Origin of the sequence: Flavobacterium sp. 103 (assembly GCF_003096795.1) — a bacterium.
Lineage (GTDB): Bacteria > Bacteroidota > Bacteroidia > Flavobacteriales > Flavobacteriaceae > Flavobacterium.
Genome location: NZ_QENX01000001.1, coordinates 1,781,324 through 1,804,879, shown reverse-complemented (window position 1 = coordinate 1,804,879; position 23,556 = coordinate 1,781,324). Strand labels below are relative to the sequence as shown.

Annotated in this window: 19 protein-coding genes; 11 read left to right on the top strand and 8 right to left on the bottom strand. The window is 35.6% G+C overall.

All coding sequences use genetic code 11. The features are described from left to right. Nucleotide 1 precedes the first annotated feature (1 nt). Genes C8C85_RS07275 through C8C85_RS07265 form a run of 3 tightly spaced genes read left to right on the top strand, consistent with a single transcriptional unit; the run spans nucleotide 2 to nucleotide 1,645 of the window. Nucleotides 2-415 carry a DUF2752 domain-containing protein gene (locus C8C85_RS07275; protein WP_116796476.1) on the top strand — a complete coding sequence of 138 codons (414 nt, stop codon included), beginning with the start codon at nucleotides 2-4 and terminating at the stop codon, nucleotides 413-415. Continuing rightward, nucleotides 412-861: a DUF4870 domain-containing protein gene (locus C8C85_RS07270; protein WP_116796475.1), complete on the top strand. Its 450-nt coding sequence runs from the start codon at nucleotides 412-414 to the stop codon at nucleotides 859-861. Before C8C85_RS07275 ends, C8C85_RS07270 begins: the two co-directional genes overlap by 4 nt. Further along, the gene (locus C8C85_RS07265; RefSeq protein WP_116796474.1) at nucleotides 845-1,645 is read left to right on the top strand and encodes a M48 family metallopeptidase; all 801 of its coding nucleotides are present in this window, start codon (nucleotides 845-847) and stop codon (nucleotides 1,643-1,645) included. The genes C8C85_RS07270 and C8C85_RS07265 overlap by 17 nt, the downstream gene beginning before the upstream one ends. A gap of 85 nt (nucleotides 1,646-1,730) precedes the next feature. On the opposite strand, the gene C8C85_RS07260 is transcribed toward C8C85_RS07265, so the two are convergent. Further along, nucleotides 1,731-3,548 carry a GNAT family N-acyltransferase gene (locus C8C85_RS07260; RefSeq protein WP_116796473.1) on the bottom strand — a complete coding sequence of 606 codons (1,818 nt, stop codon included), beginning with the start codon at nucleotides 3,546-3,548 and terminating at the stop codon, nucleotides 1,731-1,733. Nucleotides 3,549-3,745: 197 nt separating this feature from the next. Between C8C85_RS07260 and C8C85_RS07255 the strand changes: the two genes are divergently transcribed. From C8C85_RS07255 to C8C85_RS07240, 3 genes are all read left to right on the top strand, one after another. Then, a complete protein-coding gene (locus C8C85_RS07255) occupies nucleotides 3,746-4,507 on the top strand; it encodes an exodeoxyribonuclease III (RefSeq protein ID WP_116796472.1) in 762 nt (253 codons plus the stop codon). Between the two features lie 268 nt (nucleotides 4,508-4,775). After that, the gene (locus C8C85_RS07245) at nucleotides 4,776-5,714 is read left to right on the top strand and encodes a flagellar motor protein MotB (RefSeq protein WP_116796470.1); all 939 of its coding nucleotides are present in this window, start codon (nucleotides 4,776-4,778) and stop codon (nucleotides 5,712-5,714) included. Between the two features lie 181 nt (nucleotides 5,715-5,895). After that, nucleotides 5,896-6,933 (top strand): aldo/keto reductase, encoded by a 1,038-nt coding sequence (locus C8C85_RS07240; RefSeq protein WP_116796469.1) that lies wholly within the window; start codon nucleotides 5,896-5,898, stop codon nucleotides 6,931-6,933. A gap of 61 nt (nucleotides 6,934-6,994) precedes the next feature. Here C8C85_RS07240 and C8C85_RS07235 read toward each other — a convergent pair whose 3' ends face one another. Further along, nucleotides 6,995-8,650, bottom strand: a complete 1,656-nt coding sequence (locus C8C85_RS07235; protein ID WP_116796468.1) for a DUF4139 domain-containing protein — start codon at nucleotides 8,648-8,650, stop codon at nucleotides 6,995-6,997. 123 nt (nucleotides 8,651-8,773) lie between these two features. Continuing rightward, entirely contained in the window at nucleotides 8,774-9,928 is a 1,155-nt protein-coding gene (locus tag C8C85_RS07230) for a vWA domain-containing protein (protein WP_116796467.1), read from the bottom strand. A 408-nt stretch (nucleotides 9,929-10,336) separates the two neighbouring features. On the opposite strand from C8C85_RS07230, the gene C8C85_RS07225 reads away from it, so the two are divergent. Both C8C85_RS07225 and C8C85_RS07220 read left to right on the top strand, forming a co-directional pair. Then, the gene (locus tag C8C85_RS07225; RefSeq protein WP_116796466.1) at nucleotides 10,337-12,154 is read left to right on the top strand and encodes a histidine kinase; all 1,818 of its coding nucleotides are present in this window, start codon (nucleotides 10,337-10,339) and stop codon (nucleotides 12,152-12,154) included. Further along, nucleotides 12,151-12,897 carry a LytR/AlgR family response regulator transcription factor gene (locus C8C85_RS07220; protein ID WP_116796465.1) on the top strand — a complete coding sequence of 249 codons (747 nt, stop codon included), beginning with the start codon at nucleotides 12,151-12,153 and terminating at the stop codon, nucleotides 12,895-12,897. Before C8C85_RS07225 ends, C8C85_RS07220 begins: the two co-directional genes overlap by 4 nt. Before the next feature lie 176 nt (nucleotides 12,898-13,073). On the opposite strand, the gene C8C85_RS07215 is transcribed toward C8C85_RS07220, so the two are convergent. From C8C85_RS07215 to panC, 5 genes are all read right to left on the bottom strand, one after another. Beyond that, the gene (locus C8C85_RS07215) at nucleotides 13,074-15,035 is read right to left on the bottom strand and encodes a transglycosylase domain-containing protein (protein ID WP_116796464.1); all 1,962 of its coding nucleotides are present in this window, start codon (nucleotides 15,033-15,035) and stop codon (nucleotides 13,074-13,076) included. A 39-nt stretch (nucleotides 15,036-15,074) separates the two neighbouring features. Beyond that, nucleotides 15,075-16,436 (bottom strand): DNA repair protein RadA, encoded by a 1,362-nt coding sequence (gene radA / locus C8C85_RS07210; protein ID WP_116796463.1) that lies wholly within the window; start codon nucleotides 16,434-16,436, stop codon nucleotides 15,075-15,077. A 2-nt stretch (nucleotides 16,437-16,438) separates the two neighbouring features. Then, nucleotides 16,439-17,695, bottom strand: coding sequence for an alpha/beta hydrolase (locus C8C85_RS07205; protein ID WP_116796462.1), 1,257 nt, complete (start codon nucleotides 17,693-17,695; stop codon nucleotides 16,439-16,441). Nucleotides 17,696-17,785: 90 nt separating this feature from the next. Next, entirely contained in the window at nucleotides 17,786-18,136 is a 351-nt protein-coding gene (gene panD, locus C8C85_RS07200) for an aspartate 1-decarboxylase (RefSeq protein ID WP_077378752.1), read from the bottom strand. 8 nt (nucleotides 18,137-18,144) lie between these two features. Further along, the gene (gene panC / locus C8C85_RS07195) at nucleotides 18,145-18,993 is read right to left on the bottom strand and encodes a pantoate--beta-alanine ligase (RefSeq protein WP_116796461.1); all 849 of its coding nucleotides are present in this window, start codon (nucleotides 18,991-18,993) and stop codon (nucleotides 18,145-18,147) included. Between the two features lie 107 nt (nucleotides 18,994-19,100). On the opposite strand from panC, the gene C8C85_RS07190 reads away from it, so the two are divergent. Genes C8C85_RS07190 through glmS form a run of 3 tightly spaced genes read left to right on the top strand, consistent with a single transcriptional unit; the run spans nucleotide 19,101 to nucleotide 23,407 of the window. Beyond that, nucleotides 19,101-19,907, top strand: coding sequence for a glycogen/starch synthase (locus C8C85_RS07190; RefSeq protein ID WP_116796460.1), 807 nt, complete (start codon nucleotides 19,101-19,103; stop codon nucleotides 19,905-19,907). A gap of 21 nt (nucleotides 19,908-19,928) precedes the next feature. After that, nucleotides 19,929-21,551 carry a DUF4270 domain-containing protein gene (locus tag C8C85_RS07185; RefSeq protein ID WP_116796459.1) on the top strand — a complete coding sequence of 541 codons (1,623 nt, stop codon included), beginning with the start codon at nucleotides 19,929-19,931 and terminating at the stop codon, nucleotides 21,549-21,551. Between the two features lie 8 nt (nucleotides 21,552-21,559). Then, complete coding sequence (glmS, locus tag C8C85_RS07180) at nucleotides 21,560-23,407, top strand: glutamine--fructose-6-phosphate transaminase (isomerizing) (RefSeq protein ID WP_116796458.1); 1,848 nt, start codon at nucleotides 21,560-21,562, stop codon at nucleotides 23,405-23,407. The last annotated feature ends 149 nt before the right edge of the window (nucleotides 23,408-23,556 follow it).

Here is a 23,556-nt window from a genome sequence, read left to right as displayed (position 1 = left end):
TATGTCAAAGAACAAGCTTTATATACTGATTTTATTTGCTTGTTTTTTGGGTTATAGTTGGTTACTCTTTTTGAAATTAGCACCCATAAAAAATTCAGGTTTGGATTTGACTGTTTGCGTGTTTAAAAGAGTAACCAGTTTTCCATGTCCATCATGCGGTACGACCAGAGCGGTCTCCTATTTGTTTAACGGAGAAATTGTGAAGTCGTTGTTTCTAAATCCTTTTGGAATCATAGTTGCCGGTATTATGGTTGTTTCTCCAGGCTGGATTGTTTGGGATACTGTCGCAAAAAAACAGTCTTTTTACAATTTTTACATTAAAACTGAGAAGTTAATTAGAAAGAAAGAAATTGCCATTCCCTTGATTGTATTGGTTATTCTCAATTGGGTTTGGAATATATACAAACACTTATGATCGCAACACAAAAATTTAATTATAAACCTTACGACAGCGAGTTGGAAAGAGCATCCAACAGTTATTTGATGTCGCTCGTTGTAGTGCTTTGCGGATTGCCATTGCCCATAATGAATTTGCTGGCATCCGTTTTCTTTTATTTAGGAAACAGAAAAAGCACAGCTTTTGTAAAATGGCATTGTACACAGGCATTATTGTCTCAATTGGGTATGTTTTTCTTTAATACCGTTGGATTTTGGTGGACTATTTCCATCGTATTTGATGGTGCTGAAGTGACGAACCGTTATATTGCCTACATAATTACCATTGTAGGTTTTAATCTGCTTGAATTTATTTTCACGCTTTATTTGGCCACACAAACCAGAAAAGGGAATCATATCGAAATGTATTTCTTTTCGGATATTACTAATTTAATCTGCAAGACCAATTATGAAAGCACTATTTAGAGGATTATCAATAGTGGTTGTCTTCTTTGGGATTTGGTTTTTGCTGTCTCAAATTGATTATATCACTTTTTTTAAAATAGATAAAGCCAAAAGCGCTACCGAAAAAGGAGTTGGCGATATGATTTGGGATCAAATAAAAACGACCGAAGACATAATAGTAAATGACTCGATTACCAAATCGTTGGACAAATTATTAAAACCATTGTGTAAAGAAAACGGAATAGAACGTGACAGCCTAAAAGTACATATTATACAAAAAGATGAGGTTAATGCTTTTGCGTTGCCGGATGGACATTTAGTGGTGTATTCCGGACTAATTGAAGCGTCAAAAAACGAACAGGCTTTAATTGGTGTTTTGGGACACGAAATTGATCACATAGAGAACAATCACGTGATGAAAAAATTATCAAAAGAGGTTGGTTTTTCTGTACTGATGTCAATAACTACTGGGAATAATAATGGTAAGCTTGTTCGCGAGATTATGCATACTTTATCATCGTCGGCCTATGATCGTTCCCTTGAGAAAGAAGCCGATATCGCCAGCGTTGAATATATGCTAAAGGCTAAAATTGATCCAGCACCATTTGCGGATTTTCTATATGAAATGTCTTTTGACAATAAATTAGAAAGTGCATTGTCATGGGTAAATTCTCATCCAGAATCGGAAGAAAGAGCCAAATACATCCTTGAATATATAAAAGGGAAAAAAGCTAGCCAGAAACATTTGTTGACACAAACAGAATGGACCGGTTTTAAAAAGGCCGTTAAAGAATACGAAAATTAAATAGATGTCTGTCTATGAAAAAATCCCGTTTCGTCTTTTTAAGCGAAACGGGATTTTATTTTATATTCTGTTTATTAAATACTGCTTAGTGACTACTGCTTTCTTCCTCTTTGTCATTTAGTTTGCGTTCCAATTCAGCCTGGAACTCTTCCATCACAGGTTTCATAGTGCTTTCCGGGATATCTGCAATTCGAATGTACATTAATCCATCGATAGCATTGTTGAATAAAGGGTCGACATTAAAAGCTACTAGTTTTGCGTTTTGTTTGATGTATTTTTTAATTAGTACAGGAAGTCTTAAAATCCCTGGTTCCAACTCATCAATAAGCTTGTCAAATTTATTTAAATCAGCTTCCGCTTCATCAAAAATAAAATCCTTATCGGCATCTTTTAATTTGACTTTGAATTCCTTTTTAGGATGGATGTATTGTGCAATATAAGGATCATAATAGTGCGATTTCATGAATTCAATCATCAATGATTTCGAAAAATCTGAAAATTGATTACTGATACTTACACCGCCTAACAAATATTTATGTTCCGGATAATGTAAAGTGGTGTGTATGATTCCTCTCCACAACAAGAACAGCGGCATTGGTTTTTGCTGATATTCTTTGATGATAAAAGCTCTACCCATATCAATGGATTTGCTCATCATGTCGTGCAATTCAGGTTCAAAACGGAAAAGACCGTTCAGATAAAATCCTTCAATACCATATTTAGGGTAAATATGAGATCCCAATCCCATGCGGTAAGCTCCCGCGATTTGTTTGGTGTCATCATCCCACAAAAAGAGATGGCGATAGTATTTGTCGTATTTGTCAATATCAATGGATTCATTCGTCCCTTCACCAACTTCTCTAAAAGTAATCTCACGCAAACGTCCAATTTCATGAAGAATATTTGGAATCTGTTTGGCCTCGGCAAAAAATACTTCGTAATTTTTACTTTGTAAAAGGCGAAGGTCGGCTACTCTTAAAGCTTCCACTTCGGCAATCATTTTGTCGGTACTGGCCGGAGTCACAATTTTTTTAGGGGCTTTCGAAGGCATTAAATTGGCCGTATTCAAAAAATTGTTCTCTTTTTCAAAAGGATTGGCTAGCATATAGGTTTTCTTTCTCAAGAACTCCGTGTAATCCTCAATCGATTCGTATTCGTTTTGTTCGGCAACCGAAATAGGTTTTCCAACACGTACCTTTATAATTCGATCTTTCTGAGTCAACAATTCCGATGGCAATTTTGCCGTTCTTAGTGTGTCGTTTATTCTGGACAGAAAATAAAATAAGCGACTGTTTTTAGCGTGAAAATAAATAGGTACCACAGGAACCTGTGCTTTTCGAATTACTTTTATAGCGCCTTCTTCCCAAGCTTTATCAACTACCAATTTTCCATCTTTATAAGTAGAAACCTCACCGGCAGGGAACATTCCCAATGGTTTACCATCTCTAAGATGGCGCAATGTTTCCTTAATTCCCACCACACTTGACTTAGCGTCTTTGTGATTTTCAAAAGGATTCACCGGCATGATATAGGGTTTCATGGGGTCAATTCGATGCAGTAAAAAATTGGCTATGATTTTAAAATTAGGTTCTCTTTCGAGCATTAATTTTAACAACAAAATACCGTCAATTCCTCCAAGCGGATGATTTGAAATGGTGATATAGGCGCCATCTTTGGGTAATCGTTTAAAATCTTCTTCCGGAATCTCAAATTTAATCTGAAACTCGTCCAATATAGCATTCAAGAACGGTAGCTCTTTCAAATGTTTGTTGCGGTCGTATATTTTGTTTAATGTCGAAATCTTTAAAACTTTCATCAACAACCAGCCCGAAAAAGTACCGAAAACGCCGTACTTGTCCGTATTTATTGTCTTTGCAACTTCTTTCGCGGTAACTAAACCCATTTATTTTTTCTTTTTTGAGCAAGAGACAAAGATAGCAAAATACTCCATTTTTTATGGTTTTTTTTGAATCAATCTTTCTACTTTTTACTACTTTTGGATTCCACAGAAAAAATAATCTTCCGGATTTGAGATAAAAAAATGGTTTTAAGAACCAGTTTTCGTCAAAATTTACTTCGGATTTAAAAAAAAATATAGTAATGAAAATCATCTCGTACAACGTAAACGGAATTCGAGCCGCTATCACCAAAGGATTTATAGAATGGTTGCAACATGCCAATCCCGATGTTATTTGCCTACAGGAAATCAAAGCGACCGAAGAGCAAATTCCCGTTTCCGACATTACCGCTGCGGGCTATCCGTATCAATATTATTACCCAGCGACCAAAAAAGGCTATAGTGGCGTTGCCATTCTTTCAAAAATTAAACCGAATAATGTAGTTTATGGAACTGGTATCCAGCATATGGATTTTGAAGGTAGAAATCTACGCGCCGATTTTGACGACTGCTCTGTGATGAGTTTGTACTTGCCTTCGGGAACTAACATGGATCGTTTAAGTCATAAGTTTATGTACATGGATGACTTTCAAAACTACGTTGACGGACTCAAAAAGGACATTCCGAATCTAATCATTTGTGGTGATTATAACATCTGTCACGAGGCAATCGATATACACGATCCAATCAGAAACAAAAATGTATCAGGTTTTTTACCCGAGGAAAGAGCTTGGTTGGATAAATTCATGAAATCTGGATTCGTAGACAGTTTTCGTCATTTTAACAGCGAACCACATCAATATTCATGGTGGAGTTACCGTGCCGGAGCCCGTGGGAATAACAAAGGTTGGCGCATCGATTACAATTTAGTGAGCGACTCCCTAAAACATAAACTCAAAAGAGCCGTTATATTACCAGACGCCATGCATTCCGATCATTGCCCGGTTTTGGTGGAAATTGAATAGGGTAAATTCAATATCAATGGCAATGTCAATTGCAAATAAAAAAGAATGAAAGTTATAAGGAGCTAATCCAGCTATCCGTTGCAATCTTGTTTGCAAAAATCATTTTTTGTAAGCTATTGCAGGAGCTTCCGTTGGTCGCTCTGCACTAGCAACAAAAAAAATAGATTTTTCACAAACAAGTATTTCCACTGTTATCTGGGCTAAGGCATTCCGTATTACAAGAACTTTTGACCTCAAATACCACATATAAATAGTAAAACTTAACAAAATGATTAAAAAAATTTCCATCGGACTTTTAATTATGGCATTGTCCACTTCTTGTGTTTCCAAGAAAATCTACAATGATCTCGAAAACCAATTTGCCAATTTAAAAAAGGAAAACAGATCCATTTCAGACGAGAATGCTGCTCTTTTGGCATCAAAAAAACAATTAGAATCAGAAAAAGCCGCTTTGCAATCCAAATTGGATGACACCAATGCCAACTTGGCCAAAGTACAAGCCGATTATGAGGCTGTCAAAAACAAAATGAAAGTGATGCAGGATTCGTATGCTGCTTTAGAAAAAAACAGCAACGAAGCTTTGGAAGCCAACATGAAAAAGAATCGTGAATTATTGGCGCAGCTGGATGCTAAAGCAAAAGCTCTGGCATTGGAACAAGAAAAATTGAATGCAAGCAGCCAACGCTTGAAAGAACTGGAAGATTTAATTGCAGCCAAAGAAGCCAGCATGAAAAAACTAAAAGAAACACTTTCTAAGGCTTTAAACGGTTTTGAAGGCAAAGGTTTGACAGTAGAACAAAAAAACGGAAAAGTATATGTTTCTATGGAAAACAAATTGCTTTTCAATTCGGGAAGTTGGGCTGTAGGAACCGAAGGTAAAAAAGCGGTTGTTGAAGTAGGGAAAGTATTGGGTGACAACCCGGATATTTCTGTATTGATAGAAGGACATACCGATAATGATCCGTATGAAGGTTCCGGACCAATTGCTGATAACTGGGACCTTTCTACCAAAAGAGCCACAGCTATTGTTACTATTTTGGGTGAAAACAAAAAAGTAAACAAACAAAATCTTACGGCAGCCGGAAGAAGTGAATATTCTCCTTTAGCGCCCAATAACACTGCTGAAGGAAAAGCTAAAAACCGTAGAATCGAAATTATTTTGACTCCGAGATTGGACGAAATTTCAAAAATGTTGAATGAGTTTTAGGAGGAAGATGCTAAGACTCTAAGATACTGAGATTCTAAGTTGAAAAGGTTCACGTGAAAACGTTGAGCCTTTTTTTGTTAATATTAGACAAAGTCAAACCAAAAACGAGGAACTAATTTTTATCTTTGCTTTCAGTAAAAATTTAGGAACTTAGCGTCTTAGAATCTTAGCCACTTAAAAAATGAAATACACTACTTTACCGAATACCGATATAAAAGTCAGTAAAATATGCCTAGGAACAATGACTTTTGGGCAACAAAACACCGAATCTGAAGGGCATGCCCAGATGGATTATGCACTCGAAAAGGGAGTCAATTTCTTTGATACTGCCGAGATGTATTCTATCCCAGGTAAGAAAGAAACTTACGGAAGTACCGAAAAAATAATTGGAACGTGGTTCAAGAAAACCGGAAAAAGAGAAGAAGTAGTTTTGGCATCTAAGATTGCTGGACCAAGTCCTATTTTTGGTTATATGCGTGAAAAATTAGATTTTTCTCCTGCTAGTATTCAATATGCCTTGGACAATAGTTTGCAGCGTCTTCAAACTGATTATTTAGATCTTTATCAATTGCATTGGCCAGAACGCAAAACCAATTTTTTTGGACAACGTGGTTACAAAGATCAAGATGATGCTTGGGAAGACAATATCCATGCTGTTCTGGAATCTTTGGATGGTTTTGTCAAAGCTGGAAAAATAAAACATATTGGAGTTTCCAATGAAAATCCTTGGGGAATGATGCGTTTTCTGGAAGAAAGCAAATACAATAATTTGCCAAGAATTAAAACCATTCAAAATCCGTATTCGTTGTTAAACCGTCTTTTCGAAAATGCATCTGCCGAAGTTTGCCTTCGTGAGAATGTGGGATTATTGGCGTATTCACCTTTGGCTTTTGGTGTTTTATCTGGAAAGTTCCTAACTGGTGAATCCCATCCTAATGCAAGATTGAGTTTGTTTCCACAGTATTCGAGATACAGTAGTGCAAAATCTACTGAGGCAACAAAACTGTATCAAGAGATCGCTCACAAACATGGATTGACATTGACTCAACTGGCTCTGGCTTTTGTACAACAACAGCCTTTTTTGACGAGTTCAATTATTGGAGCCACTACAATGGAACAACTCAAAGAAAATATTGACACAATTCAGGTAACACTTTCTGATGATATTTTAAAAGAAATAGATGCTGTTCAGGCCATTATTCCTGATCCGGCTCCTTAATCACTAAATGAAATAAATTAAAAAACCTGTCAATTTTTGAATCTGACAGGTTTTTTGCTGTTTACAAATTCTCTATAACTTCATCTTTTGGATATCTCACTTTGTAACTAATTCTAATTTTCTTGGTTTCATTTGGTTTCATCTGCAATTGCCAGGTCAGGATTCCTGTTTCGGGATTTACTTTGGCATTGTCGCTTTGTAACAATTCAACTTCAATATCTTTATTAGAACTCAACGGATATTGATCTTTTAGCAACATCTCAATCGCTTCTTTTTTGTTGTTTCTAAGGGTGATGTCAAAGGTAAAAGTTTGCTCTTTTTTGGAAGACAAAAATTTGGTACCCGACTGATCGACTACTTTTTCTCGTTTGATGGTCACTTTTTTATCACGACCCATACTCAAACTCAAAGTGTCGCTGGTTTGGCTCGGCTCTATAAAAGTTTTGCCCACATACATACCTTCAAAAATGATATTGGCTTCACCTCTCAACAAATTGTATTTGCTGTAGTCGGCAATTTGTGCCAGTAAAAAAGCGTCTTTGTCCGCTTTTGGAACGGTATAATATTTATAAGATGCTGGTAGTTTGATTTCTTTTAACGAGACACTGTGTACTTTTCCATTTGATAAAATATCATAAGGGATATCGATGTCAAAAGAGACGTTCAGTTGGTTTTCGGATACCGTTGTGTAGTCAGAAACAGAAGATTCTGCCATCATTATAGGTTGTGCATTCATTTCTTGGTTAGCAATTTGAACACCCGCAACTTTTCCCTGCAATTGATTTGTTACTCCTTTTTTCTTCGAGCCATAGCCCATCACAACTACTTCTTGCAACCTTTCATTCGTTCTGTAGTTCAAGAACCAGGAACTTAACAAAGGCGCTTGATTGTTTTGATTTGGTACGCCGCTGGACAAAGTTAGTTTTACTTTTTTCCAATCGATTCCTGTGTTTTGAATCACCTGCGCTTTATACATCATATTTATTGGTGCTGTCACACTTTCGGTACGCAAATCGTAGAAAGGAGTCCAAGAAGCATTATTCGACAAATAAGTAATATCTAGCGGAACTGCTCCGGCCAAATTATTCATCACTTGAACAATCAATTTACCGGACGAGGTTTTCTCTTCTTTGCTCGTATCTACTTCGAGTTTATTGTTCAATTTTTGAAGGATCTCATTCAGTTTTTGTTCCTTTTCTGTTAATGAATTTATGGTGTTGGCGATTTCAGTTTGTTTGGCTTTATAATAATCGACCATTTTCATTAATTCCATCACGTTCAAACCCGAATTTACGCCTGAAACTTGTTGGTTTTTGTCTAAAAGTGCCAATGTTTTCGTTTCAGAATTTTTGGCATTACCTAATTTTAAAATCTCTTTTTGTACCAAAACAATACTGTCTTTTACTTTTTTTAGCGCAGGCGATTTCAAATCTACTTCATACTCCGAAACATAATCATTGGTGAATTGAACAGAAAGTACTGTTACAGATGCTGGCGCACCTATTTGCACCGAATTTTCATTTAGGTCAACTGCTACATTTTTGATGACAATTTCACTTGTGCCCAAGGGTAAATTTACAGTGGTGTTTTGCGATATCTCGGCAGCATTAAAATACACCGTTGCGGCTTTTACTTTGGCGGTGGTAAAAATTGGTTTTTGTGCCAAAGCAAAAGCAGTAACCAATAAAAGGACTGATAGTATTGTTTTTTTAAACATAAGTAGGTTTTTAATTTTTATATGATAAGCATTACAAATAAAGTGTTTTTTACCATGTAAGCCATATTAGTATAAGAAAGTATTCAGCTTAGTGAATATGACTTACATGGTAAAAAATATTTTTTATCGTTCGACCGTATAGCCTTTTGCTTTCGCTAAAGCTACAATAGAAGTGTTTATGGCATTTCCCAAATCGTCTTGTGATTTTGTTTTTTTGGTTTCGGCATCGATATATTGTTGGCGTTTTTTGGCCAATTCACCAATTTCTTTTTGGATTATCTCTCTTTCTTTTGCTTTTTGGGTAACAATTACTTCCACTTCGGCTTCTGATTTGTTTTGAAGCTCCGCGGGTAATTCCTCTTTTTTGATTTTTGCAATCGCTTTGGGATCTTCTTTTACACGGTCAACTAAGTCCCAGCTTTCATTTTTATAGACTGCTTTGGATTTGCTTACGGCGCGTTCGGCATAATTGGCAGATGAAACTCCCTGTGCATTTTTGTCTTGTGCTTCTTGGTTCATTTTTTTAGAAGAACCCTTTGCTCCGTAGCCAATATAGGTGTTATTGATTTTTACATTGCATTTGGATATTTGATCGTCATAAGGCGTTGATACGTATTGAACCGATAAGTTAGAATCAATGTTGAAGTATTTCCCTTTTCCATAATCGGCGCCGTCTTTCCAAAAGGTATTAATTCCTTCCATACTGCTTCCGCAGAAAATAGTGTTCACATAAATATCATTTTTCAAGGCATCGCTGATGGCTTCTTTGTAGTTTATTCCTCCTTGGTTGAAGGCTTCATTTCCTGCAATATAAATGAGTTTCATATTGCTATTTTCTTTTTTCCATTGCAATTTTTTGGTTGCATCTTGAATTACCGCACCGCAATACTCATTTCCGCCGTTGGTTTTCAAAGCAAATAATTTTTCGGAGATCAAGTCCAAGTCGGTGGTAAGCGGTGTTACTTGTCTAATATAATTGGATTGTTGTGCCAATCCGTCGTTGCCGTATTCATACAACGCAATTTCGATATCGGGAGTTTTACCGGAATATTTAAGAGTTGTGAGCGTGTTTACGATGTTCCAAAGTCTGGATTTGGCTTGGTCGATTAATCCGTCCATACTGTTGGAAGTATCTAATAAAAGTGCGACTTGAATTTTGGTGTTTTCAGTTGGTTTTTCTGTTCCAATGTTTTTTATTGGCTTTGCATTCGAAGAATTACAGCTTGCAAAAGAAATTGTGGTTGCCAAAAGCGCGGAGATAAATAAAGTCGTTTTCATGATTTTTCGTTTTTAAAGGTTGATTACAGACCAAACTTAAAAACTAAAAACAGCGCTTTTTTGGACAAATGGTGAAACGGCCTTTTGACTTGGTGAAACGAGTTGTAAAAGGAGTTTAAAATACTTTACTTTACAAAGTGGAATTTTTTTGGAAGAGGCTAAGATTTTAAGTGTCTTATAAAAACAAATTATTGTCTCTTAGCCCCGATTGCAGTGGAAATCCTTATAAGCCGGGGTTCGGCTTATAAGATTACTTCACTATACTTTTATTTTCATAGGAGCTCAGTGAACTTCGTTTGTAACGGAAAGCGGGACTAATGCTGATAAAAAAGCCAAATTTTTCTGCTCCAAATTATTATTAATTTGCTTAGTGACTCAGAATCTTAGTGACTCAAAAACTTAAAAAAAATGCGTTTACTAAATCTATATTTCATTTTCCTTCTAACGCTGTTGTTTCCTATCGGAACAATGGCTCAGGATTCTTTGTATAAAAGCAAATCGATGCCGGTTTCTAAGATGAGTAGGGTAAGTAATGATTTGAAAAAATCTTTGGAGGTAAATGACGAAGCTCAAATTGCCCAAAATTATGAACGATTGGCCAATGAATTTCTTAATAAAGGAGATAATGCCAAAGCCGAAGAGTATTTCAAAAAAGCCATCACGAGCTACGCCAAACTGAAGTTGGTTGATGACAAAACCCGCGTAACCAGAAGCCTTGCCAAAGTGCAGGAATCCCAGAAAGACTATGAATCGGCGATTAAAAATTATGATAAGGCAGGGAATATTGCTGCAGATAAAAGCCTTGAAGAAATCAATACGAATGATGCTAATCGTTTGCGTGCTGTTGCGAGTCCGGTGGCTCAAGTCGGCTACCTCAATTCGAATATAGAGTTGCTAAAAAAGGAAAATAAAGAAGAAGAAGTTTCAGCGGCCTATGTTCAAAAAGCCGAGAATTCTTTGCAACAAAAAAATAAGGAAGTTGCCATAGAAAGTTACCATCAGGCGCTCGCTTACGCAAAAGGAAAACCGGCAACGATCATCAAAATTAACAATGAAATTGCCAAAGTATATGCGTCAGACAATCAGTTTGACAAGGCAATAGGCATTAATGAAAAACTATTGGCAGATGCCAAAACCAAGAAAGATTTCAATACTCAAATTAAACAATTGCAATCGCTATCGGATCTGTATTTCCAAAAAGAAGAGCCTAATAAAGCGGTCACGGCATTGAAGGAAGCCTTTGCTTTGGCACTTCAAAAAGGAAATTCTGCCGAGGCAAAAAAGAGTTTGATTTCGTTAACGCAGTATTACAATGAAAAAGGAAAGAACAGGGAAAGTTTGGCTTTGTACGGTCAATTTCTTCAAAATTTTGAGCAATTAGTGCAATCCGACACAACTTTGATGGATACCAAAGCGTTTCAGGTTAGCGAAGATAAAATCCGCCAATTGGAAAAAGAAAAATCGTTGAAAGACGAGCTAATTACCAAGACAAATACTTTTAATTACTTCCTTTTAGGTTCGATAGGATTGCTTTTGTTGTTGTTTCTGTGGATTGTAAAATCGCTTTTTTCTATCAAAACAAAGAACAAAGAAATTGCATTGCAGTCGTTACGACGCGAAATGAATCCGCATTTTATTTTCAACAGTCTTAATAGTGTGAATCAATTTATATCCGAGAACAAAGAATTGGAAGCCAATAAATACCTGACTTCGTATTCGAATTTGATGCGAAATACGATGGAGAATTCCAACAAGGATTTCATTACCTTGGATAACGAGTTGGAACAATTGAAAAAGTATTTGGAATTGGAACATTTGCGCTTTCAGGATAAATTTGATTTCAAGATAAGCGTTGACCCAGAATTGGATCCCGAAAGAACTATGGTTCCCAATATGATTATTCAGCCTCATTTGGAGAATGCTATTTGGCACGGTTTGCGGTATTTGGATGCCAAAGGGTTGTTGCAATTGAATATTCAGTTATTCAACGGCCAAGTTGTGATTCGTATTGAAGATGATGGTATTGGCTTGACTAAAAGCCAAGAGCTGAAAACGAGTAATCAAAAAGCACATGAATCGCGAGGGATGAGCAATACGAAAGAGCGCATTGGTTTGCTTAATGAGTTGTACAAAAAGAATATTGCGTTCCAGATTTTTGAGAAAGCCTTGCCGGAAACAGGAACCGTAATCGAAATTGTTTTTCCATTAATTGATAAAATAGGATGAGTTTTCAAAAGATAAAAAGCGTAATTGTCGAAGATGAATTGGCGGCACGAGAAGTGCTCAAGAATTATTTGAGCAAATATTGTCCGCAAGTGGAGGTCATTGGCGAAGCCCAAAACATAAAAGAGGCTGTTCCGTTGTTGCACGAATTACAGCCACAGTTGGTTTTTTTGGATGTGGAAATGCCTTTTGGCAATGCTTTTGATGTTCTCGAAGCTTGCAAGGATTTGCATTTTGAGACTATTTTTGTAACCGCTTTTTCGGAGTATTCTTTGAAAGCGTTGAATCAAAGCGCGGCCTATTATTTGCTGAAACCCATTAGCATTGAAGAATTAATCGTGGCGGTAAACAAAGTACATCATCAAATTCTCAATCACGAAATTTTTAACAGAAACAGGATAATCGTTGAAAATTTTAAGGAAACTAAACCCGAAAAACAACAGGTAATTTTACCAACATTGGAAGGTTTTGAAGTAGTAAAAATGGAAGATATCGTCCGCCTTCGCGGTAACGGTAATTTCACCGATTTGTATCTCCATAGCGGAAGCAAGAAAATGGCTTGTCGTTTTTTGAAGCATTTCTCGGAAATCCTGCCTTTGCCTTTTATCCGCGTTCACAAATCCCATATCATCAATTTGAACTATGTGAAATCGTATAACAAGGGTGGCATTATTACTTTAAACGATGCAACAGAAATTGAAGTTTCCCCAACGTACAAAGAGGATTTTTTGAGGAATTTTAAGTAATTGGATTAAATTTTACCACATAGAGACATAGAATTTGTAGTATTTGGAAAGAGTTGATAAGCGTTTCACTTTTCACATAGCCGATCTATGTGAAAAAATAGGCCTATTTCTATTCGTCCTTTAATGATTTGCTATTAAATCTATGTCTCTATGTGGCTAGTTTTTTTAGCGATAGTTTAAAAATCAAATTCTTCTTTTACCGATGTTGAATCAATGACAGTAGTATCTTGAACTTTGATGTTCAATAAAGAATGAGCACGACCCGTAAGTGTTATCGGAGCTGATAAACCAATAGTATCTTCGGGAACCAATAATCCACGGCGAAACATTAAGTTTCTCAAGAAAGCTTGCTGTTTAGTGGCGTATGCTTTTTGCAAACCTTCTTGGTCAAATTGCCACATGAATTTCTTTGGTTTTGGGATAATGGTAGCCAGGAATAGACATTCTTGCACATTCAAATCGGCTGGTCTTTTCTGGAAATAAAACTCGGCTGCTTCGCCAATTCCATATATGTTCGGACCCCATTCGATAATGTTGAAATATACCTCGAGCATACGTTGTTTGCTCGTGATTCGGTTGTTTTCAATGATATACACCAATAGAATTTCTTCCAGTTTTCTCGACAAGGTTTTTTCTCGGGTAAGGAATACATTTTTAACCAATTGCATGCTTATGGTACTTGCGCCACGAGAGAATTTTTTGGTGCGAATGTTTTTTAGAATAGACTGTTTGAAGGCTTCGTTTATAAAGCCATGATGTGACATAAAAGAAGGATCTTCGGAGGTTAGAACACATTTTTGCAAGTAAGGTGATATTTGGTCCAAAGGCGTGTAATACGGATTGCTGGCGCCTACAAAAACTGGTCGTTGAGGAACGCCTTTGTCAATGGCTCGATAGGTAAACTCACCATTTAATTTGGCTAAATCTATATTCCCGTATTTGGTTATTTTTAAATTTTGTTTGGTTATGTTGCTTTTGAAAACAATGGTATTTGGCCTATTTTTGTTGAACATAAAATCCAATTTATAATCAAAATCTCCGGTGGCTTCCATACCTTGAAAATGGGTAAACAAACCATCAGGAAGAGAGGTGATAAAATCTTGAGCTTTCATTTTCGGAATAGCCACTTTTAGTTTATAAACCGTATCTTCTTCGGTGTTATAAGAAAGGTAAGGATGAAGTTTAATTTTGTTGAATTGAAAAGTCGAACTGCTGTCGATAGAAATAAAATCCGAACCCAATAAGAAACGGTAATCAAATCTCGCATTTTTGATAATGACATCTTTGTTGGCAATCCGTTTATGATTCATTTTCAAATTTGTAATCGAAGTATAACCGTCCAAGTGCAATTCGCCACCACTCATGTCAATATTTTGAACATTGAATCGAATGGAATCAAAACTAGCTTTTAGGTTGTAACGCTCATCAAAATAAGGAACTTTGATAGCGCCGGTGTCAATATTGAAAAAGTGTAAATCTCCTTTTTTGTTTCTAGGGTCTGCAATACCGTTGATTCTCCAACGTTGCGCAAAAGTGTTGGTTTGAACCTCGATAGACGATTCTAATTTAGTTTGATATAAAGTTAGTTTTTTGAAGTTTACGGTTGCTTTTTTGCCATTGTCATCGAGTTTGAATACCAAGTTTTCAAGAGTCATATCCGTTGGAACCAAATTGAGGACTTTGGAGATAATTCGATAGGCAAATTCGGCGTAATCTCTTTTTTTATTGGTTTTGGGTTCGTTTTTGTCTTTTTTCAAGAAAGCACCAAAGTTTTTGATCTTTCCTTTTTTGGTTAACTGAACATAACCATTTTTTATTTCAAGAGTTCCGAGCTGAACATCGCCAATTAGCAGACGCCATAAATTGACACTTGTTTTTATTTTTTGAATTTTAAAAATAGTGTCCCGGTTTTTTGGTGCCAGTGTGATTTCGTTCAATTCTATTCCTGAAATACCGTCAAAAGAAGCTTTTTTGATTGCAAACTCACTATTGTATTCCAGTTTCATTGTGGTAGAAACTTTGTCGATGGCCTGATCCAAAAGTTCGTTCCTAAATACAAGAAAACCAATTAAGAGTACAGCAATAACTATCCCAAGTATTTTGGAAGCAAGTAGTAACTTTTGTTTGTTAGTTCTCATATATGTAAAAGGAAAAGAAGTCTTTTTTAAAATAATGTTTTATCCGAACAACTGGCTGGCAACATCTTCGATTTTGGCCACCAATTGGATTTTTATTCCCGTATTTTTTAAAGCGATTTTATTGTATTTGGATACAAAAATAGTCGAAAATCCCAATTTTTCAGCTTCTTGAATACGCTGATCCACTCGGTTGACAGGACGAATTTCACCCGAAAGCCCAACTTCGCCAGCAAAACAAAAATCTTTGTTGACTGGAATGTCTTCATTTGATGATAAAATGGCGGCCACAACGGCTAAATCTATGGCTGGATCATCCACAGATATCCCTCCTGTTACATTCAAGAAAACGTCTTTGGCTCCAAGCCTAAAACCAGCTCTTTTTTCCAAAACGGCTAAAATCATGTTTAGTCTTTTGGCGTTATAACCTGTAGTGCTTCTTTGCGGTGTTCCGTAAACTGCGGTACTTACCAACGATTGTATTTCAATCATCAAAGGTCTCATGCCCTCGAGTGTAGTTGCAATGGCCGTTCCTGACAATTCTTCGTCTTTGTGAGAAATCAATATTTCGGATGGATTGGATACTTCTCGCAATCCGCTGCCTAGCATCTCATAAATCCCAATTTCGGCAGTTGATCCAAAACGGTTTTTCAGCGAACGCAAAATACGATAGACATGGTTGCGGTCTCCTTCAAATTGAAGCACCGTATCGACCATATGTTCCAATATTTTTGGACCTGCTATAGTTCCGTCTTTAGTAATATGTCCAATTAAGATTACTGGAATATTGGTTTCTTTGGCAAATTTGATAAGTTCTGCAGTTGTTTCTCGTATTTGTGAAATACTTCCTGCAGTAGATTCAATATAATCGGTATGCAAAGTTTGAATCGAATCGATTATGACAATTTCCGGCTGAATGGCTTCAATCTGTTTGAAGATATTCTGTGTTTTTGTTTCGGTAAGAATGTAGCAATTATCTCCGTTTGGCGTGATACGCTCGGCACGCATTTTTATTTGTTTTTGGCTTTCTTCGCCAGAAACGTATAAAGTTTTGTAAGGTAATTTTAAGGAAATTTGCAATAAAAGTGTACTCTTTCCAATTCCAGGCTCACCTCCCAGAAGGATAAGAGATCCAGGAACGATTCCTCCACCCAGAACTCTATTCAATTCGTTATCGGTAGTATCGAGACGAATTTCTTCTGCACTGTCAATTTCGTTGATTCGTAACGGTTTTGGTGCCTTACTTGTGGTAGACGATTCACTTTTCCAAGCTACTTTTTCCTGCTTTTGTATAATTTCCTCGGCAATAGTATTCCATTCTTTACAGGAATTGCACTGTCCTTGCCATCTGGCATATTGCGCACCACAATTCTGGCAAAAAAAAGTTGTTTTTACTTTGGTCATTATTATTGCTTTTTTTCGTCGGAAACAGGAGTTTCAGATGCAGGGGTTTCTTCAATTACTTCCTGTTTTGCTTCAACATCTTGGCCTACTTTTCCTTTTATTTTTGGTTTTTTGGCAAAGGTTTTTTTCAATTCTTCTGCTTTGGCGAACATCATGTCTTTGGTAAGGTCGGCAATTTCTTCTTTATTGAAGCCCGACATATAATAGCGTACGGCTCTTGGATTATCTCCTTTTTTTTCAAACATGGTAGCTAATTCATAATCGCCTAGCATGCTTTTTGGGTAACTTTTGTCGGCAAGAATCGCTAAAGCATCTAGCTCGTTGTAATCTTTATTTTCAATAATCGCAGCTTCAATGGCTTTGAAATCGGTAATTCGAATTGGATTTTTTATGCCAAATGAATTTTCAATGATATCATACTTGTTTTTTAAATAATCAACATAACCTTCTTTGAGCGTTACTATTTTTGTGTCATATTCTAGTACGGAAATAGGTTGAGCCGCAGCAAAAATTTGATACAAAGCTGTTGGGATAGAATGCAAAACTAGAGAGAAATGGGATACATCGTTAAAATTTTCAAACTTGTAATTTAGATTTGGATTTTTTTTGGTTTGAATTTTGGTATCAAAATTTTTAATTCTTTCTTGCATTTTTTTATCATCACCGTCTGCTGAAGAGAGATAATAAAAAATAGGCTGTTTGATAGAATCTAAAATATCCGGCATATCATTTTCCATATTCACCGGTAACTCAGGACTTAGACAAATATAAGCATTGAATAATGGGTTTTCTTTATATAAGAAGAAATTTGAGAAGGCTGCAGTTATATCGTGCCCCGCGATGATTTTGAAATTGGTAGTTCTATAGTCATGTTGTATAAATGGAAGGAGTTCCAGAGATATAAAGTCAAAGAAATCGACACTTTTCCCATCGGGCATTCCTGTTACTTCGTCCAAACCACAATCAATTGACCTTTGGTTGTTTTGACCTTGGCTTATTCCTACAACAATTACCTCAGGTAAATCATCCCAATGAGCCCCATAATTTAAAGTCCCTAAAAACGGGTTTAGTAGATAGTCACCATCCATTAAAATTAATAGAGGGTATCTTTTGGTTGGATTTTTTTCATAGGAGGCAGGTAGAGAAACGTAAAGCTCTCTTTTTTCTTGAAGTTTTCCGGAATCGAAATGAATGATTTTTATTTGTGAGTAACCAGAAACAGAAAAAAAGACTAGTAATACTATAAATAAATGTTTCATATAATAATGGGGTTGGTTATTTTATGATAAATAGAGTAGCAATATAAACAATTATTTTATGTATTTACAAAGGAGGAATGGACAAACCTATTATGTCAATGAATTGTCTTTTTCATTTGGAAAAACAATCCAGGGTTTAAATGTCTTGGCTTCCTCAAATTCTAGAGTTGCATAGGAAATGATGATGATGATATCGTCCTTTTGAACTTTACGTGCCGCTGGTCCATTTAAGGTGATTATTCCGGAATTTTTTTCGCCAACAATGGCATAAGTATCAAAACGTTCTCCATTATTTATGTTAACAATGGAAACTTTTTCACCCTCTATTATGTTTGCTGCTTCTAATAATGCTTCGTCTATAGTGATACTTCCGATGTAATTTAAGTCGGCTCCTGTGACTCTTACTCGGTGGATTTTTGATTTAACAACTTGAATGTGCATGGTATTTTTTAATTTAATGAAATGGTGTCTATTAGTCGGATGTTGTTGACAAATACCGCTACGAATGCTCGATATTTTTTGTTTTTACTTTTTCGTTTGCAAGTCGTAAGTGTTGTTTCATCTGCAATTTCAAAGTATTCTAAAGTAAATATTTTATTTTTATTGAATTCATTTTTAACCCATTGGGTAGTTTTTTCTGCGCTATTATTTGAGAATTTTGCTTTGGCTCCGTTTAGTATTTTATAGATAATTCCAGCTTCTTCTCTTTCGTGCAAAGTTAAGCGTTCATTTCGAGAACTCATAGCTAAGTTGTTGATTTCTCTATAAATAGGGCAAACAACAATTGTTACATCTAAGTGATTTTTTTCAACCATCTTTTTGACAATTTGCACCTGCTGAAAATCTTTTTCGCCAAAATAGGCTCTGGTTGGTTTTACGATTTCAAAAAGACGTTTTACAATGGTTCCCACACCGTCAAAATGCCCCGGTCTAAACTTTCCTTCCATTTTATTTTCCAATCCGTCAAAATCGAAAGATTGTGATAGGGTTTTTCCTTCATACATGTCGTCGACTGTTGGAGCAAAAACGATAATTTCCCGATTGATGTTCGAGATTTTTATCATGTCAGCATCCAAAGTGCGAGGATATTTTTGCAAGTCTTCTGGATTGTTAAATTGAGTCGGATTTACAAAAATACTAACAACAGTTATATCATTTTCCTTAGTAGATTGAAGCATTAGCGACTGATGTCCCTCATGCAAAGCACCCATTGTCGGAACAAATCCAATTGAAGAATTTGTAGTCTTTAAGGAGATTAAATAGTCCATTAAAGCCGCTTTTCCATAGAAAATTTGCATGGCAGTTTTGTTTAAATTAGGTGCAAACTTAATATTTTAGTCCATAACTGCATAAAATTTTGTAATTTTGCGTGGTTTTTATTGCCAATAATTAATCAATTTATACTATGAAAGATAAGAGGATATTATACGTATCATCTGAAGTTGTACCTTATCTCGCTGAAAATGAGGTTTCATTAATGTCTTATGACGTACCAAAAATGATTAATGATCAAGGAGGGCAAATTAGAATTTTTATGCCAAGGTATGGAAATATTAACGAGAGAAGACACCAATTGCATGAAGTGATTCGGTTGTCTGGAATGAATTTGGTGGTGAATGATTTGGATATGCCCCTTATTATTAAAGTAGCTTCTATTCCGAAAGAAAGAATACAGGTTTATTTTATAGATAACGAAGAATATTTTAAAAGAAAAGCAACTTTTGCCGATGAGGAAGGGGTGATGTATCCCGATAATGATGAGCGTGCGATCTTTTTTGCAAAAGGCGTTGTAGAGACTGTTAAAAAATTAAATTGGGTACCGGATATTATTCATGTACACGGTTGGATGGCCGCCATGTTGCCTGTTTACATGAAGCATTTTTATAAAAACGAAGCGTTGTTTTCAGATACTAAGATTGTTACGTCTGTTTATAGTCAGTCTTTTGATGGAACATTGGATGTTGAAATGATCAATAAGGTTAGATTTGATGGTATTCCTGATGAAGCAATTGCCGAACTAGAAGTTCCAAATTATGAAAATATTATAAAAGCAACTATTCGTAATTCTGATGCTGTAATTATTGCCTCAGATGGACTCTCTCCAAGTTTAACAAAATTTATAGAATCTTCTAATAAACCTTTTCTACCTTTGAAACATAAAGATGAATTTTCGGTGGCTTATACTGAATTCTATAAAAATATGTTGTTATAAATCAATCTTTTACGAATAAATATGCTTAAAAATTCTTTTTTTAAAACAATTCCTTTCCTTTTATTTATTGTTCTTTTTAATTCCTGTGATAAAGAATTTAATGTTGTTGGTGAAGATATTATAGGCGATAATTCTTTTGATATACAAAAGAGGGAATATCCTGTGGTAGCATATAATCAAAAATTAGGGCCTATTCAATCAAATAATTTAGAGGTTAATCCTCTAGGGATATATAACAATCCTTCCTTTGGTACTACTAATGCAAATTTTGTTACTCAAGTAACTTTAGCGACTTTAGATCCTGCCTTTGACGCTTCAGCTACTATAAAAAAAGTGGTATTGACTATACCTTATTTTTATGATAAAAATAAAACTGTAGTAAATCCAGATGGAAGTAGTACTTATGTTTTGGATTCTATTTATGGTCCAGATAAGGCCAAAATGAAACTCAGTGTTTATGAATCTGGTTATTTTATGAGGGACTTAGATCCTGAGGAACAATTTTCACAGCCTCAAAAATATTATAACAATCAATATTCGGATTTTAATCAGTTAAAAATTGGAGTCCCTTTAAATGACGGGTCGAATACATCCGAAAATACAGAATTCTTTTTTGATCCGACAGAGCATGTTACAAAGACTACCAACTCAAATGGTACCGAAGTAACAACAAGAACGCCTCCTGGAATGGAGTTAAGTTTGAATAAGGATTTCTTCCTCAATAAAATAATTAAATCGCCAGCGGGACCTTTGATAGATAATAATGCGTTCAAAAATTACTTTAGAGGATTGTTTTTCAATATCGAAACTATAGGGGGTAATCCAGGAAACATGGCAATGCTTAATTTTAAGTATGGAAAGATAACGATTACTTATTCGGAGACTATAAATTCTGTAACTACAGATAAAACATTGGTATTAAATTTATCTGGTAACACTGTTAGTTTGTTGGATCAAAGTAATATAAATATTAATTATGCAAATGCGACGGATCCCGCTAGTATTAACTCTGATAAAGGTGATGCTAATTTGTATCTTAAAGGAGGGGAAGGTTCAATGTCTATTTTGAAATTATTTGACCCAACTGACAATCATGGTCTTGAATTAAGCGATGGTCCGAACAAAGTTCCGGATGAGTTGGATGACATGAGAAGAAATAAATACCTTATTAATGAGGCAAGCTTAGTTTTTCATTTGAATTCGGGTGCTATGGGTACAAGTTATGTGCCGCAAAGAATTTATTTGTACGATTTTACAAACAACCAAGTGTTGATTGATTATAGAGAGACTACGACTGTCGTTAGTAATATTAAAAACAATAAATATATTTTTGGGGGTATTCTAACCAAGAAATCAGATGTAGAAGGTGGTTCTTATTATAAATTTAGGATTACTAATCATATTAGAAATCTTGTAAAGTACGCTGATTCAACTAATGTTGACTTGGGATTAGTTGTTACAGAAGATATTAATAAGTCCAGTTTTTATGCTTTAAGGGATAAAACCGGTTTTCCTTTGAAAGCGCCGATGGCTTCTGTCATGAATCCATTAGGTACTATTGTCTTTGGTAATAATATTCCAACAGATGATAAGGATTATAACAAAAGATTGAAATTCGAAATTTATTATACAAAACCTAATTAAGAGAAACTATGTGCGGAATTGTTGGATATATAGGCTATAGAGAGGCCTATCCTATAGTTATAAAGGGGTTAAAAAGATTGGAGTATCGCGGGTATGACAGTGCCGGTGTGATGTTGTATGATGGTGAGACTATAAAATTATCTAAAACAAAAGGAAAAGTATCGGATCTTGAGGCGAAAGCTGAAAAAGAAATGACTACAAACGGGACTATTGGAATTGGACATACGCGTTGGGCAACTCATGGTGTGCCAAATGATGTCAATTCGCATCCTCATGTTTCTAACTCTGGAGATTTAGTGATTATACACAATGGGATCATTGAGAATTATGCTCCTTTAAAGGTAGAACTAATAAAAAGAGGTTATACTTTTACTTCGGATACAGATTCTGAGGTTTTGATAAACCTTATAGAAGAGGTGCAGAAGAAAGAAAAATTAAAATTAGGAAAAGCAGTTCAAGTGGCTTTAAATCAAGTGGTAGGTGCTTATGCTATAGCTGTTTTTGATAAAAAAAATCCTAATGAAATTGTTGCGGCAAGATTAGGAAGTCCATTGGCAATTGGGATTGGTGAAGGCGAATATTTCATTGCTTCGGATGCTTCGCCATTTATAGAATATACTTCAAATGCAGTGTATCTTGAGGACGGGGAAATGGCTAATATCAGGTTACATAGACCCATGAAAGTCCGTAAAATTAAAGATGATTCTATCGTTGATCCTTATATTCAAGAACTTCAGATGAATTTGGAGCAAATTGAAAAAGGTGGTTACGATCATTTTATGTTGAAAGAAATTTACGAGCAACCAAATGTAATTAAAGATACGTACCGTGGAAGATTACATGCAAATGAAGGGATTGTTCAAATGGCTGGTGTTGAAGATAACCTTGAGAAATTTCTAAATGCGGACCGTATTATAATTGTTGCTTGCGGTACCTCTTGGCATGCTGGTTTAGTAGCTGAATATGTTATTGAAGAGTTTGCCAGAATCCCTGTTGAAGTTGAGTATGCTTCTGAATTTAGATATAGAAATCCAATCATAAACAGTAAAGATGTTGTAATTGCTATTTCTCAATCGGGGGAAACTGCCGATACTATGGCGGCAATAAAATTAGCAAAAGAACACGGAGCATTTGTTTTTGGAGTTTGTAATGTAGTAGGTTCGTCTATTTCGAGAGAATCGCATGCCGGTGCTTATACACATGCCGGTCCTGAGATTGGAGTTGCTTCCACAAAAGCTTTTACAACTCAAATTACAGTTTTGACAATGTTGGCATTGCGTTTGGCTAAAGCTAAAGGAACTTTGACGCAGTCCGACTTTCATACTTATTTACAAGAATTGGAATTCATCCCTGAAAAAGTTAAAGAAGCATTAGAAACTAATGATAAAACTAAGGAAATTGCAGCTGTATTTAAAGATGCTCCAAATTGTTTGTATCTAGGTCGTGGATATAACTTCCCGGTAGCGCTAGAAGGGGCTTTGAAGTTAAAAGAAATCTCGTACATACATGCTGAGGGTTATCCTGCGGCTGAGATGAAACACGGACCAATAGCATTAATTGATGAATTGATGCCTGTTATCGTAATTGCTCCAAAACAAGGGCATTATGATAAAATTGTAAGTAATATTCAAGAAATCAAATCCAGAAGTGGAAAAATTATTGCGGTAGTCACCAAAGGAGATACGCAAGTTCGCGAATTAGCAGATTATGTTATTGAGATACCAGAAACATCAGATGCATTGTCGCCATTGATTACTACTATACCGTTGCAACTTTTATCGTATCACATTGCTGTTATGAGGGGTTGTAATGTTGATCAACCTCGAAATTTAGCAAAATCGGTTACTGTTGAATAACGAATTGTTATAGAATTTTAAAAAAGCGAGATTTATTTCTCGCTTTTTTTTGCTTTAGACTTTTTACGAAATCGTTGTAAATTTTGTGATAAATTTAATGGAATTACCAAATTATTATGTATGCATAGTATGTTATGCGATTAACTCAT